The sequence below is a fragment of the Rhizobium sp. BK418 genome (assembly GCF_004341105.1).
Classification (GTDB): Bacteria; Pseudomonadota; Alphaproteobacteria; order Rhizobiales; family Rhizobiaceae; genus Rhizobium.
Genome location: NZ_SLZK01000006.1, coordinates 390,062 through 403,047 on the forward strand (window position 1 = coordinate 390,062; position 12,986 = coordinate 403,047).

13 protein-coding genes are annotated in these 12,986 nt (G+C 60.2%); 8 read left to right on the forward strand and 5 right to left on the reverse strand.

The window, feature by feature from the left end:
- Positions 1–176 precede the first annotated feature (176 nt).
- The gene (locus tag EV281_RS24025) at positions 177–1,220 is read left to right on the forward strand and encodes an NAD(P)-dependent alcohol dehydrogenase (protein WP_132656755.1); all 1,044 of its coding nucleotides are present in this window, start codon (positions 177–179) and stop codon (positions 1,218–1,220) included.
- 4 nt (positions 1,221–1,224) lie between these two features.
- Here the strand turns inward: EV281_RS24025 and EV281_RS24030 are convergent, their stop codons facing one another.
- The 4 genes from EV281_RS24030 to EV281_RS24045 all read right to left on the reverse strand — a co-directional run bounded on the left by EV281_RS24030 (position 1,225) and on the right by EV281_RS24045 (position 4,942).
- Entirely contained in the window at positions 1,225–1,794 is a 570-nt protein-coding gene (locus EV281_RS24030) for a DedA family protein (RefSeq protein WP_132656756.1), read from the reverse strand.
- A gap of 45 nt (positions 1,795–1,839) precedes the next feature.
- Positions 1,840–3,201 carry an FAD-containing oxidoreductase gene (locus EV281_RS24035; protein WP_132656757.1) on the reverse strand — a complete coding sequence of 454 codons (1,362 nt, stop codon included), beginning with the start codon at positions 3,199–3,201 and terminating at the stop codon, positions 1,840–1,842.
- Positions 3,201–3,659 carry a DUF4126 family protein gene (locus EV281_RS24040; RefSeq protein WP_132656758.1) on the reverse strand — a complete coding sequence of 153 codons (459 nt, stop codon included), beginning with the start codon at positions 3,657–3,659 and terminating at the stop codon, positions 3,201–3,203. Before EV281_RS24040 ends, EV281_RS24035 begins: the two co-directional genes overlap by 1 nt.
- Before the next feature lie 95 nt (positions 3,660–3,754).
- Entirely contained in the window at positions 3,755–4,942 is a 1,188-nt protein-coding gene (locus tag EV281_RS24045) for an acyl-CoA dehydrogenase (protein ID WP_132656759.1), read from the reverse strand.
- A 201-nt stretch (positions 4,943–5,143) separates the two neighbouring features.
- Between EV281_RS24045 and EV281_RS24050 the strand changes: the two genes are divergently transcribed.
- A complete protein-coding gene (locus EV281_RS24050; RefSeq protein WP_132656760.1) occupies positions 5,144–5,482 on the forward strand; it encodes a cupin domain-containing protein in 339 nt (112 codons plus the stop codon).
- Here the strand turns inward: EV281_RS24050 and EV281_RS24055 are convergent, their stop codons facing one another.
- The gene (locus tag EV281_RS24055) at positions 5,483–6,436 is read right to left on the reverse strand and encodes a LysR family transcriptional regulator (protein WP_132656761.1); all 954 of its coding nucleotides are present in this window, start codon (positions 6,434–6,436) and stop codon (positions 5,483–5,485) included.
- A gap of 253 nt (positions 6,437–6,689) precedes the next feature.
- Between EV281_RS24055 and EV281_RS24060 the strand changes: the two genes are divergently transcribed.
- From EV281_RS24060 to EV281_RS24085, 6 genes are all read left to right on the forward strand, one after another.
- On the forward strand, positions 6,690–7,901 hold the full coding sequence (locus tag EV281_RS24060; protein WP_132656762.1) for an ABC transporter substrate-binding protein: 1,212 nt from the start codon (positions 6,690–6,692) through the stop codon (positions 7,899–7,901).
- Between the two features lie 3 nt (positions 7,902–7,904).
- Complete coding sequence (locus EV281_RS24065) at positions 7,905–8,690, forward strand: ABC transporter ATP-binding protein (RefSeq protein ID WP_132656763.1); 786 nt, start codon at positions 7,905–7,907, stop codon at positions 8,688–8,690.
- Entirely contained in the window at positions 8,690–9,391 is a 702-nt protein-coding gene (locus EV281_RS24070; RefSeq protein WP_132656764.1) for an ABC transporter ATP-binding protein, read from the forward strand. Before EV281_RS24065 ends, EV281_RS24070 begins: the two co-directional genes overlap by 1 nt.
- A gap of 4 nt (positions 9,392–9,395) precedes the next feature.
- Entirely contained in the window at positions 9,396–10,283 is an 888-nt protein-coding gene (locus EV281_RS24075; RefSeq protein WP_132656765.1) for a branched-chain amino acid ABC transporter permease, read from the forward strand.
- 1 nt (position 10,284) lies between these two features.
- The gene (locus EV281_RS24080) at positions 10,285–11,274 is read left to right on the forward strand and encodes a branched-chain amino acid ABC transporter permease (RefSeq protein ID WP_132656766.1); all 990 of its coding nucleotides are present in this window, start codon (positions 10,285–10,287) and stop codon (positions 11,272–11,274) included.
- A 112-nt stretch (positions 11,275–11,386) separates the two neighbouring features.
- The gene (locus tag EV281_RS24085) at positions 11,387–12,982 is read left to right on the forward strand and encodes a GMC family oxidoreductase (RefSeq protein ID WP_132656767.1); all 1,596 of its coding nucleotides are present in this window, start codon (positions 11,387–11,389) and stop codon (positions 12,980–12,982) included.
- The last annotated feature ends 4 nt before the right edge of the window (positions 12,983–12,986 follow it).

Sequence of the window (12,986 nt, forward strand, 5' to 3'; positions counted from 1 at the left end):
CGAAATCATACAGACGTCTAGGGCGGACTTATCTTTCGGGTGATAAGTGTGTGAGCATTTCGTCATATATTGAGCAAAAGCTTGTTTGATATGATTGAACTGCTGCGCCTTACGGTCTTATAGTCGCCGCAACGGCGCCCCATGAATCGCGGGAGCCATAGGGAAGGAAACCGGTTATGACCAAAGTCCGTGCGCTGGTACTTGAGCGCCAGCATGAGCTTGCGCTTCGCGATATCGATCTGCCTCTGGAGACTGGACCGGGGCAGGTGAAGATCAAGATCCACACCGTCGGCGTCTGCGGCTCGGATGTCCACTATTACACGCACGGCAAGATCGGCCCGTTCATCGTCAACGAGCCGATGGTGCTCGGTCATGAGGCGGCGGGCACGGTCGTCGAGGTCGGTGCCGGTGTCACGCATCTGGAGGTCGGTGATCGCGTCTGCATGGAACCCGGTATTCCGGATCCCAATTCCAAGGCAAGCCGGCTTGGCATGTACAATGTCGATCCGGCCGTCACCTTCTGGGCGACGCCTCCGATCCACGGTGTGCTGACGCCTGAGGTCGTGCACCCGGCCAACTATACGTTCAAGCTGCCCGACAATGTCAGCTTCGCCGAAGGCGCAATGGTCGAGCCTTTCGCGGTCGGCATGCAGGCGGCGACCAAGGCGAAGATAGCACCTGGCGACACCGCCGTCATCCTCGGCGCCGGTCCGATCGGCACCATGGTAGCGATCGCGGCACTTGCCGGCGGCTGCGCCCGGGCAATTGTCGCCGATCTTGCCCAGCCGAAGCTCGATATTGCTGCGCAGTACCAGGGCGTTATTCCGGTCAATATCCGCGAGAAGAACCTCGCCGAGGAAGTCCGCCGGCTGACCGATGGCTGGGGCGCGGATGTGGTCTTTGAATGCTCCGGCTCGCCGAAGGCTTGGGAGACGATCATGGCCTTGCCGCGGCCGGGCGGTGTCATCGTCGCCGTCGGTCTGCCGGTCAATCCTGTTGGTTTCGACGTCTCGACGGCTTCGACCAAGGAAATCCGCATCGAGACCGTATTCCGTTATGCGCACCAATATGAACGCTCGATCGCACTTCTCGGATCGGGCCGCGTCGACCTGAAGCCGCTGATCTCAGAGACTTTTACATTTGAGGAGTCCATCAAGGCCTTCGATCGCGCGGTCGAGGCACGACCTGATGACGTCAAGCTGCAGATCGTGATGGAATAGGCCCTTACGGCTTCCTCAGGCCAGGTTTCATCTTGCGAAGCACCAGCGCCGCGCCCGTGATGACGGCTGCGGCGCCGAGTGCGATCAGCAGATGGTGGTGCAGCGGAAGGCGACCGAAGATCTGGGAAATTCCCTGGCCGAAGACATAGCCGAGTGCGGTAAAAAGCTGCCCCCAGACGAGTGCTGCAAGCAGGTTCAGCACCAGGAACCTTTGCGCCGATATGCGCGTCGTGCCGATGACGATCGGGCTGATCGTCCGCAATCCCACCAGAAAGCGGAACGCGAAGATGAATCCGGTCGGATACTTTTCGAGAAGCTGCGTGACACGCGCCAGCGCCGGCGTTTCCATCACATGGCGCACAATTTTCCATTGGGCCGCATACCGACCGGCAAAGAACCACATCTGATCGGCAGCGAAGGACCCCGCCGAGGCGACCATCGAGGCCGCCCAATAGGTTGCCAAACCACGATGCGCGATGACGCCGCCCAGGAAGGCGGCGGTTTCACCTTCAAAGGCGGTGCCGAGAAAGAGCGCGGGAAGGCCATAATTCCCGATCAGCAGTTCGATATTCAATGGCCGGTCTCCGCCTGATTGTTATGCATCTGTCGGCAATACCGATCAGACCGCCTTCAGGTCGCCGAGCAGCGTCGGGATCAGTTCCGAAACCGTCGGGTGGATCGGCACGGACCATTGCAGCTCCGGATAAGTCGTGCCGGCATTCATCGCATCGATAAGGCCGTGGATCACCTCGTCGCCTTCAATGCCAAGGATCGCCGCTCCCAGAATTTCCTTGGTTGCGGCATCGGCGATCACCTTCATAAAGCCCTTGGTTTCGCCGCGCTCGTTGGCGCGGCCGACCCGGCTCATCGGTCGGGTCGAGACCATGATCTTGCGGCCTGTGGCACGGGCCTGTTTTTCCGTCATGCCGACGCGGCCGAGCGGTGGGTCGATATAGAGAGCATAGGCGAGAATACGGCTTGAAAGCTTGCGGTCTCCGCCATCGAGCAGATTGGCGGCGGCGATCTCGAAGTCATTGTAGGACGTATGCGTGAAGGCTCCGCGGCCGTTGCAATCGCCAAGCGCCCAGATGCCGTCCACATTCGTGGCAAGCCGGTCGTCGACGGTGATGTAGCCGCGTTTGTCGGTCACAATGCCGGCTGCATCGAGTCCGAGATCGTCGGTGTTCGGTACGCGACCGGTTGCAACAAGCACATGGCTTGCCCGGATCGTCTTGGAGTCGATGGTAACGGTCGTACCATCACCATTCCTGGCGAAGCTGATATCCTTGACGTCGGTATGGATGTTTATGCCTTCGGAGCTCAGGATATCGGCAATCGCGTCGGAGATATCCTCGTCTTCGCGGGAGGCGAGCTTCGGGCCGCGCTCGATGACGGTCACTTCCGAGCCGAAGCGCCGGTACATCTGCGCAAATTCAAGGCCGATATAGCTGCCGCCGATGACGGCGAGATGTTTAGGCAGGCTGTCGAGATGGATGATACCGGTAGAGGTGAGATAGTCGATATCGGCAAGGCCCGGCATATCAGGGATGACAGGGCGCGCGCCGACATTGAGGAAAATCTTCGGTGCCGTCAGCGTCTCGCCATTGACGACAATCTCTTTCGGTCCGGTGAAGCGGGCGTGGCCGTAGATAACGGTCATGGTTTTCATGTCGGCGAACCAGCCGCTCAGACCATTTCGGGCATTCAGAATGACCGCCTCTGCGCGACCGCGCACGGTCTTCATGTCGATGCCGATTTCGCCTGATATCTGCACCCCGTAGTCGGCCCCGCGTCGCGCCACATGGGCGGCGCGCGCGCTTGCGACGAGCGTCTTTGTCGGCATGCAGCCGGCATTCACGCAGGTGCCGCCAAGGAACTTGCGTTCGATCAGCACCACTTTCATCCCCTTTTCCGCCATGCGGGCGGCGAGGAACGGACCGGCCTGGCCGGCGCCGATGAAGATTGCGTCAAAGGTTTCCATCAGCTTACCGCCACGATGATGATGGCGCCGATGATGGCGACTGCGTCTTCGATCAGGGCTGCCGGGCGATCTTGACCAAAAGAGGCGGCAAGTCTGGCGCGGGCGGCCGCGCCGCCGAAGGTGCCGATAACGGCTCCGATCACGCCGGCGATCAGGCCGCCGAAGAGCAAGCTGCTGGCCGCGCCGATCACGGCGCCACTGAGCGCACCCATGACAATGCGAGCGCCGAACTGGACCGGCACCTTGCGCGACGGCGTGGTGGGCAACTGATCGGTGATGAGCTCAACGACAGCGAGTATTGTGAAAATCCACGGCGTCCACCGATAGCCCATGAAAGCAAGCGGCGTCTGAGAGAGATCGTACCAACCGAGCGCCGCGCCCCAGGCGACGGCAGCCGGCGCAGTCATGGCGCGAAAACCGGCAACGATGCCGATGAGGAGTGCGAATAGCAAAAACATAGGCAAATCCCCCTTGAACCGCTGGCTTGCTGCCGCGGTAGAGGAAAAGTTGCACATTGTTAACTTCGTTGCAATTCGCCTCGTGAGCGACCGAACTAGTTGGAAAAGGCCGCAATACCCGTAATGGCGCGGCCGAGGATCAGCGCATGAATATCATGCGTTCCCTCATAGGTGTTGACCACTTCGAGATTGACGAGGTGGCGGGCAACGCCGAACTCATCCGAAATGCCATTGCCGCCCAGCATGTCGCGGGCGGCGCGAGCAATCTCCAGCGCCTTGCCGCAGGAATTGCGCTTGAGGATCGAGGTCAGCTCGACCGGCGGATGGCCTTCCTCTTTCATGCGGCCAAGGCGCAGACATCCCTGCAGGCCGAGTGAAATCTCGGTCGCCATGTCAGCGAGCTTCTTCTGAATGAGCTGGTTGGCAGCCAGCGGCCGCCCGAATTGCTGGCGGTCGAGCGTGTATTGCCGGGCCGTCGCGTAGCAGGCTTCGGCTGCACCGAGCGCGCCCCAGGCAATGCCGAAACGGGCCGAGTTGAGGCAAGTGAAAGGCCCCTTGAGGCCGCTGACGCCGGGCAGCAGATTTTCTTCCGGCACGAAGACATCGTCCATGACGACTTCGCCGGTGATAGAGGCACGTAGCCCGACCTTACCCTCTATCTTCGGCGCCGAGAGGCCCTTCTCGCCTTTCTCCAGAATAAAGCCTCGGATGAGCCCATCCTCGGTCTTCGCCCATACGACGAAGACATCGGCGATCGGTGCGTTCGAAATCCAGGTCTTGGAGCCAGTCAGGCTATACCCACCATCGACTTTCTTCGCCCGAGTCGCCATGGAACCGGGATCGGAACCGTGATTGGGTTCAGTAAGGCCGAAGCAACCGATCCATTCGCCGGTTGCTAGTTTCGGCAAATATTTCTTCTTCTGCTCCTCGGAGCCGAAAGCATCAATCGGCACCATAACGAGAGAGGACTGCACGCTCATCATCGAGCGATAGCCGCTGTCGACCCGTTCGACCTCACGGGCGATGAGACCATAGGCGACATAGCCGAGACCGGCGCCACCGTATTCCGGATCGATCGTCGGGCCGAGAAGGCCGAGCTCGCCCATCTCGCGGAAGATTTCCGGGTCCGTCTTCTCATGGCGGAAGGCTTCGAGGACGCGCGGGCCGAGCTTTTCCTGCGCATAGGCATGGGCGGTTTCTTGCACCATGCGCTCCTCGTCGGTCAGCTGCTCCACGAGCCGGAAGGGATCAACCCAGTCGAAAACCTCGCGCGTATGCTGCATGTCCAGTCTCCTCACCGCTTTCCAGGCGCCATTGTTGAGGCATACCTGATTTAAGGCCGCCATAGACCTGCCAGCCGACGACGTCAACTGAAGCGATTATTGCACCAATGATGCGGAAGTCATCTTTTCAAATGACGGCCGCTGCGCCAGTTTGCGCGCGATGGATTCTGGCCAGATAGATTCTGGGGTAAGGAGGCAGACATGTCATCGAGCGATCTTTTCGTCTCGGCCGAGGGCGCCGAATGGGTGAATCCAGAGCCGGGCGTGACTCGTCGCGTCATGACCTATCTGCCCGAGATGATGATGGTGGAAGTCGCCTTCGAGCCAGGTGCCGTCGGGGCCGCACATTCCCACCCGCATATCCAGGCGAGCTATGTTGCCGAAGGCAGTTTCGAGGTGACGATCGACGGGCGCACTGAAGTGCTGAAGCAGGGCGGCAGCTTCATCGTGCCGCCCAATCTCGTCCATGGCGTCAAGGCACTGGAAAAGGGCCGGCTGATCGACACGTTCACCCCACACCGCGCTGAATTCCTGAAATAATCAGGTTTCGGTCTTCGCCTTTCTCACTACGCCGGTCGCAGTAATATAGGGCGGGATGAAACACGCCTCGTCGCTGCGCACGGCTTCCCGCAGAAAGTCGATGACGGCGCGCACGCGCGGCGCCTGCTTGAGATCTCGATGGCAGGTGATCCAGTAATGGCGCTTGAGATCGACGTCATCCGGCAGCACGCGCACCAGTTCGGGATAACGGCAGGCAAAAAAATAGGGCAGAATGCCGAGGCCGAGGCCGTTTCTGGTCGCTGTCAGTTGGGCAAAGATACTGGAACTCTGGAATTGCGGCTTGATGCGCGGATGCACATCGCCGAGATAATCGAGCCCCGGCGCGAAGATCATTTCTTCGATGTAGCTGATGAAAGGGTGGTTCAGCAGGTCGTCCCGCGTCCTGATCGGCGCGGCGCGCGCCAGGTAGTCGCGGGAAGCGTAGACCTGCAGATGGTAATCCGTAAGCTTCTCCGCAAAATAGGGCCCGCCCTTCGGCTCGTCGAGGACGACGGAAATATCCGCCTCCTTGCGCGAGAGCGACATGATCTGCTGAATGGTGACGAGTTCGAGCGCGAGATGCGGATGGCGAGCGGCAAATTTCGGCAAGACTGTCGCAAAGAAGAAGTTGGCGAAACCTTCCGGTGCACTGAGCCGCACGAGACCGCGTTGGCTGAGCGAACCGTCGGCAAGATCGGCCCGCAGCCGTTCCGTTTCCTGCTCCATCTTCTCGGCCGTTTCGACGAAGCGCGTGCCCATGGCAGTGAGCACGTAGCCACGCGGATTTCGCTCGAAAAGCTTTACCTTCAGCGCAAATTCCAGCCGGTCGATGCGCCGTGAGACCGTTGCGTGACTGGAGCGCAGTTGACGCGCCGCCGTCGAAAGCTGGCCAGTGCGGGCAACGGCTAGAAAAAACTGCAGATCGTCCCAAGTAAATTGCGAAGCGTGGCTCATCGGTATCGCCCATCCGTCTACGTCTTTGGTCTAATGCGGCCTGCAAAGGAGAGCGCTTTGACTGTCGCTGTAGCGGCCTTATGACAGGTTCTGTTCAAAAACGAACAGATACTGTTTGGAATTAGATGTAAACCGCCAGTTGCCTCATGGACGAAATTCCGTGATCGTAGGGACGGAGCGGCCGCTTTGAGGAGGGCGGGTCGCCAAATTTGAACAGATTCGCAATCTGGCCAATCTCTGGGAGGAGAGAACTATGCGAAAGAATTTCATTGCTTCCGTTGCATTTTTGCTTGCAAGCAGCACCGCCGTGTTTGCCCAGAGCGCAGCAATTTCCGATGGTAAGGTCAAGATCGGCATTCTGAACGACCAGTCGGGCGTCTACGCCGATTTCGGTGGCAAGTCCTCCGTCGCAGCTGCTCAGATGGCAGTCGAGGATTTCGGCGGCAAAGTGCTCGACATGCCGATCGAGATCGTCGATGCCGACCATCAGAACAAGCCTGATGTCGCCTCCAACATTGCTCGCCAGTGGTATGACACCGAACAGGTCGATGCCATCATGGAACTGACGACGTCTTCCGTGGCGCTTGCGGTGCAGGCTATCGCCAAGGAAAAGAAGAAGGTTGATATCGTCACTGGTGCAGCGACGACGGATCTCACCGGCAAGGCCTGTTCGCCCTACGGCTTCCATTGGGCCTATGACACCCATGCTCTTGCCGTCGGCACCGGCGGTGCGCTGGTCAAACAGGGCGGCGACAGCTGGTTCTTCCTGACGGCGGACTATGCCTTCGGCTATTCGTTGGAACAGCAGACCACCGATTATGTGAAGGCGAACGGTGGCACGGTCGTCGGCTCGGTGCGCCATCCCCTGTCGACCCAGGACTTTTCCTCCTTCCTGCTGCAGGCGCAATCGTCAGGCGCCAAGGTCATCGGCCTTGCCAATGCCGGTCTCGATACGTCGAACGCGATCAAACAGGCCGCTGAATTCGGCATTACCCAGGGCGGCCAGCATCTGGCGGCGCTGCTCTTCACACTTGCCGAGGTTCATGGCCTCGGCATGGAGGCCGCTCAAGGCCTGACGTTGACGGAAGGTTATTATTGGAACCGCGATGATCAGAGCCGCGAATTCGGTAAGAAGTTCTTCGCCCGTACCGGAAAGATGCCGAACATGATCCACGCCGGCACCTATTCGGCTGTCCTGCAATATCTGAAGGCGATCCAGAAGGCGGGCACCGACGAAACGGAAGCCGTCTCGAAGCAGCTTCACGCGATGCCCGTCGACGACGTCTTCGGCCGTGGCGGCACGGTTGGCCCGAACGGCCGCATGATCCACGACATGTACTTGCTGCAGGTCAAGAAGCCGGCGGAAAGCAAGGAGCCGTGGGACTATTTCAACGTCCTCGCCACCATTCCAGGCAAAGAAGCCTATATCGACCCCGCCAAGAGCGGCTGCGATCTGGTGAAATAGGATATGGCGGTCTCCGCACTTGAAACTCAGGCCAAGCCGCGGGTGGTGCTTTGCGCCCGCGGCCTGCGCCGCGATTTCGGCGGCTTCACAGCCGTCAAGAACGTCGATCTCGATGTGCATGATGCGAGCGTCCATGCGCTGATCGGGCCGAATGGCGCCGGCAAGACGACGGTATTCAACCTGCTCACCAAGTTCCTGCAGCCGACGTCGGGCACGATCACGCTGATGGGCACCGATATCACCAGGACGCCGCCGGACAGAGTAGCCCGCATGGGCCTCGTCCGCTCCTTCCAGATCTCGGCGGTTTTTCCGCATTTGACCGTGCTCGACAATGTGCGGGTCGCCCTGCAGCGGCCGAACAATCTTTCTACGCAATTCTGGCGACCGCTTTCGGCGCTCGACAGCCTGAACGAGCGGGCCGAGCAGCTGCTTGCGAGCGTCGGGCTTGCCAAAGAGCGCGATCACATCGCCGCCGATCTCTCCTATGGCCGCAAACGGGTGCTCGAAATCGCCACCACGCTGGCGCTCGATCCGAAAGTTCTGCTTCTCGATGAGCCGATGGCCGGCATGGGGCAGGAGGACGTCAGCGTCGTCTCTGCCATCATCCGCGACGTCGCCCGTGACCGGGCCGTGCTGATGGTCGAGCACAATCTGTCCGTCGTCGCCAATATCTGCCAGCATGTGACCGTATTGCAGCGTGGCGAGATCCTCGCAGAGGGCGACTATGCGACCGTCAGCCAGGACGAGCGCGTTCGCCAGGCCTATATGGGCACGGAGGAGCATCACTGATGGCGGCACTTCTGGAAGTCCAGGGGCTGAACGCCTGGTATGGCGAAAGCCACATCCTGCATGGGATCGATATGACGGTCGGCGAGGGCGAGACGGTGACGATCCTCGGCCGCAACGGCGTCGGCAAGACGACGACCCTGCGCACCATCACCGGCATCGTGCGCGCCCGAAAGGGAAAGATCAGCTTTGCCGGGACCGATATGATGCCGGTGCCGCTTCACAAGACGGCGCATAAAGGCATCGGTTTCGTTCCCGAAGAGCGGGGCATATTCTCGACACTGACCGTTTCAGAGAATCTGATGTTGCCGCCTGTCGTGGCCCCCGGCGGCATGAGCCTCGACGAAATCTACGAACTTTTTCCGAACCTTTACGAGAGGCGCACGAGCTCCGGCACGAAGCTCTCCGGCGGCGAACAGCAGATGCTGGCGATCGCCCGCATTTTGCGGACCGGCGTGCGTCTGCTGTTGCTCGACGAGCCGACGGAGGGGCTGGCGCCCGTCATCGTGCAACGTATCGGTGAGGTTCTGAAGACGCTGAAGGAGCGCGGCATGACCATCGTGCTCGTCGAACAGAACTTCCGTTTCGCAAGCCGTATTGCCGATCGCTTCTATCTGATGGATCATGGCCAGATGGTCTCGGAATTCCCGGTCGGCGAACTGCCGCAGCGCATGGATATGCTGCACAAGGTTCTGGGAGTGTGACGCGATGACGATGATCTTCGGCATTCCCTTGCAGGCGCTGTTCGGCCAGCTGCTGATCGGTCTGATTAACGGATCTTTCTACGCTCTCCTGAGTCTCGGCCTTGCGATCATTTTCGGGCTACTGCGCGTCATCAATTTCGCGCATGGCGCCCAGTATATGCTGGGCGCCTTCGTAGCTTATCTACTCCTGAATTATCTCGGCATCGGTTATTGGCCATCACTGATCCTGGCGCCCGTCATTGTCGGTTTCGCCGGAGCGATCATCGAGCGGCTCTTCCTGCGCCGGCTCTACGATCTTGACCCCCTTTATGGCCTGCTTTTCACCTTCGGGCTGGCGCTCGCCGTTGAGGGCACCTTCCGTTACCTCTACGGCTCGTCAGGCCAGCCTTACGCGACGCCGCCGGCCCTTGCCGGCGGAATCAATCTCGGCTTCATGTTCCTGCCGATCTATCGCGGTTGGGTGGTGATCGTTTCGCTTGTCGTCTGCATCGGCACCTGGCTGCTGATCGAAAAGACCAAGCTTGGTGCCTATCTGCGATCGGCGACGGAAAATGCCACTATCGTGCAGGCCTTCGGCGTCAATGTGCCGGTTCTCTTGACCTTCACTTATGCGCTCGGGGCCGGCCTTGCCGCCTTTGCCGGCGTGCTGGCAGCGCCCATCTACCAGGTTTCGCCGCTGATGGGATCCAATATGATCATCATCGTCTTCGCGGTGGTCGTCGTCGGCGGCATGGGTTCGATCATGGGCGCCATCATCACCGGCTATGTGCTCGGCATCGCGGAGGGCCTGACCAAGGTTTTCTATCCGGAAGCTTCGAATATTGTCATCTTTGTGATCATGGCGATCGTGCTTCTCATCAGGCCCGCGGGCCTCTTCGGCCGGGATGCGTGACATGGCTGACATCACCGAAACGATCCGAACGGAAAAGAGCCGCACTGCCCTTTCGGTGCAGACCGGATTCCTGATCATCGGGCTCCTGCTTCTGTTGCTCGCGCCCTTCTTCTTCTATCCGATCTTCCTGATGAAGCTGCTTTGCTTCGCCCTCTTTGCCTGCGCCTTCAACCTTCTGCTCGGCTATACCGGCCTGCTTTCCTTCGGCCATGCGACCTTCTTCGGCGGCGCCGCCTATTTTACCGCCTATACGGTGAAGAGCTGGGGCTTTCCGCCGGAGCTCGGCATCTTCGTCGGCGTGCTCGGGGCCACGGTGCTCGGCCTCGTCATGGGTTTCTTTGCGATCCGCCGGCAGGGCATCTATTTCGCCATGATCACGCTGGCGCTGTCGCAGATGTTCTTCTTCTTCTGTCTGCAGGCAAAATTCACCGAAGGCGAGGACGGCATCCAGTCGGTGCCGCGCGGACATCTCTTCGGCTTCATCGATCTGAACAGCTCGACCAACATGTATTATTTCGTGCTGGCGGTGTTCGTGATCGGGCTGCTGATCATCTGGCGCTTCATCAACTCGCCTTTCGGCATGATCCTGAAATCCATCCGCGAGAATGAGCAGCGGGCAATCTCGCTCGGCTATTCCGTGGCACGTTACAAGCTCGGCGCTTTCGTGATGTCGGCAGCGCTTGCCGGGCTTGCGGGATCGGTCAAGGCGCTGGTCTTCCAGTTCGCGACGCTGACGGATGTCGCCTGGCAGATGTCGGGCGAGGTGATCCTGATGACGCTGCTTGGTGGTATTGGCACCTTGATCGGTCCGACCTTCGGCGCGGGCCTTGTCGTGACGCTGGAAAACTATCTGGCGACCTCGGAATTTCCGGTCACCATCATCACCGGCATCGTCTTCATGATCTGCGTGCTGATCTTCCGCCGCGGCATCATCGGTGAATTCTACGCCTCTCGGCTCGGGCGTAAGCTGGGCTTTGTCTATCGTCGCTGAACGGGCGGACCTCTTCTCCTGCAACGGGTGAAGATGTGCAGCGGCGCCGCGAAATCCCATCTCGCCGGTCCCCCGGGGAGATGGGACGCAGCCATTTCGGAGTGCACGATCCATGGATCGCTATGACTACATTATCGTCGGGGCAGGCAGTGCCGGCTGCGTGCTCGCGAACCGGCTCTCTGCCGACCGCAATGTGAGGGTCTTGCTGCTGGAGGCGGGCGGGAATGACAATTACCACTGGATCCATATTCCAGTCGGTTATCTCTACTGCATCAACAATCCGCGCACGGACTGGTGTTTTACAACCGCACCCGAGGACGGGCTGAACGGGCGGGCACTCAACTATCCGCGCGGAAAGGTGCTCGGCGGCTGCTCCTCGATCAACGGCATGATCTATATGCGCGGCCAGGGTCGCGACTACGACCTCTGGCGTCAAATGGGGTGCACCGGCTGGGGCTGGGATGACGTCCTGCCCTTCTTTCGCAAGTCGGAGGATCACTACAAAGGCGAGGACGAGATGCATGGCGCCGGCGGCGAATGGCGCGTGGAAAAGGCGCGGGTGCGCTGGGATGTGCTGGACGCTTTCCAGCAGGCCGCCAAGGAGGCCGGAATTCCTGAAACGGCCGATTTCAACCGCGGCACAAACGAAGGTTCCGGCTATTTCGACGTCAACCAGCGTTCCGGCATCCGCTGGAATGCGACGAAGGCCTTTTTGCGTCCGGCGATGAAACGCGGCAACCTAACCGTGATGACCAAGGCGCAGGTGCGGCGGCTGCTGGTCGAGGAAGGCGCCGTAGTCGGTGTCGAATATCAATATGGCGGCACCGCAAAGCGGGCTTACGCAGCGAGGGAAACCGTGCTGTCTGCCGGCTCCATCGGCTCGCCGCATATTCTGGAGCTTTCCGGCATTGGCCGTGGCGAGGTTCTTCAGCAGGCAGGCATCGATACGCTGACCGACGTGAAGGGCATTGGCGAAAACCTGCAGGATCATCTGCAGCTTCGCCTCGCCTACAAGGTTACCGGTGTGCCGACGCTCAACGAAAAGGCTTCGAAGCTGATCGGAAAGGCGGCGATCGGGCTCGAATATCTCGTGCGCCGTTCCGGGCCGATGGCGATGGCGCCAAGCCAGCTTGGCATTTTCACCCGTTCCGGCCCCGATAAGGAAACCCCCGATCTGCAATATCATGTCCAGCCGGTGTCGCTGGAAAAATTCGGCGATCCCGTCCATCCCTTTCCGGCGATCACGGCGAGCGTCTGCAATCTGCGGCCGGAAAGCCGCGGTTCCGTGCACGTTTCCAGCCCCGATTTTGCTGCCCAGCCCGTCATTGCGCCAAAATACCTCTCGACGCAGCGCGATCGCGACATAGCTGTTCGTTCGATAAGGCTGACGCGCCGGATCGTGGCACAACCCTCCTTCGCTCGCTTTCACCCGGAGGAGTTCAAGCCGGGGCCGAGCTACCGAAGCGAAGCGGAACTGGAAAAGGCGGCAGGCGATATCGGCACGACGATCTTCCATCCGGTCGGCACCTGCCGCATGGGGGTGGACAGGGACAGCGTGGTCGATCCGCGGCTGCGGCTGCGGGCGCTCGCCAAACTCAGGATAGCAGACGCCTCGGTGATGCCGGCCATCACGTCGGGCAATACCAACTCGCCGACGATCATGATCGCCGAAAAGGCGGCGGCCATGATCCTCGAGGACAACAGATAGGAGA

Bases quoted from the DNA above. Each gene is read 5' to 3' on its own strand.
- EV281_RS24025 (WP_132656755.1), top strand. From the start codon at position 177: ATGACCAAAGTCCGTGCGCTGGTACTTGAGCGCCAGCATGAGCTTGCG.
- EV281_RS24035 (WP_132656757.1), bottom strand. From the start codon at position 3,201: ATGGAAACCTTTGACGCAATCTTCATCGGCGCCGGCCAGGCCGGTCCG.
- EV281_RS24040 (WP_132656758.1), bottom strand. From the start codon at position 3,659: ATGTTTTTGCTATTCGCACTCCTCATCGGCATCGTTGCCGGTTTTCGC.
- EV281_RS24045 (WP_132656759.1), bottom strand. From the start codon at position 4,942: ATGCAGCATACGCGCGAGGTTTTCGACTGGGTTGATCCCTTCCGGCTC.
- EV281_RS24050 (WP_132656760.1), top strand. From the start codon at position 5,144: ATGTCATCGAGCGATCTTTTCGTCTCGGCCGAGGGCGCCGAATGGGTG.
- EV281_RS24055 (WP_132656761.1), bottom strand. From the start codon at position 6,436: ATGAGCCACGCTTCGCAATTTACTTGGGACGATCTGCAGTTTTTTCTA.
- EV281_RS24060 (WP_132656762.1), top strand. From the start codon at position 6,690: ATGCGAAAGAATTTCATTGCTTCCGTTGCATTTTTGCTTGCAAGCAGC.
- EV281_RS24065 (WP_132656763.1), top strand. From the start codon at position 7,905: ATGGCGGTCTCCGCACTTGAAACTCAGGCCAAGCCGCGGGTGGTGCTT.
- EV281_RS24070 (WP_132656764.1), top strand. From the start codon at position 8,690: ATGGCGGCACTTCTGGAAGTCCAGGGGCTGAACGCCTGGTATGGCGAA.
- EV281_RS24075 (WP_132656765.1), top strand. From the start codon at position 9,396: ATGACGATGATCTTCGGCATTCCCTTGCAGGCGCTGTTCGGCCAGCTG.
- EV281_RS24080 (WP_132656766.1), top strand. From the start codon at position 10,285: ATGGCTGACATCACCGAAACGATCCGAACGGAAAAGAGCCGCACTGCC.
- EV281_RS24085 (WP_132656767.1), top strand. From the start codon at position 11,387: ATGGATCGCTATGACTACATTATCGTCGGGGCAGGCAGTGCCGGCTGC.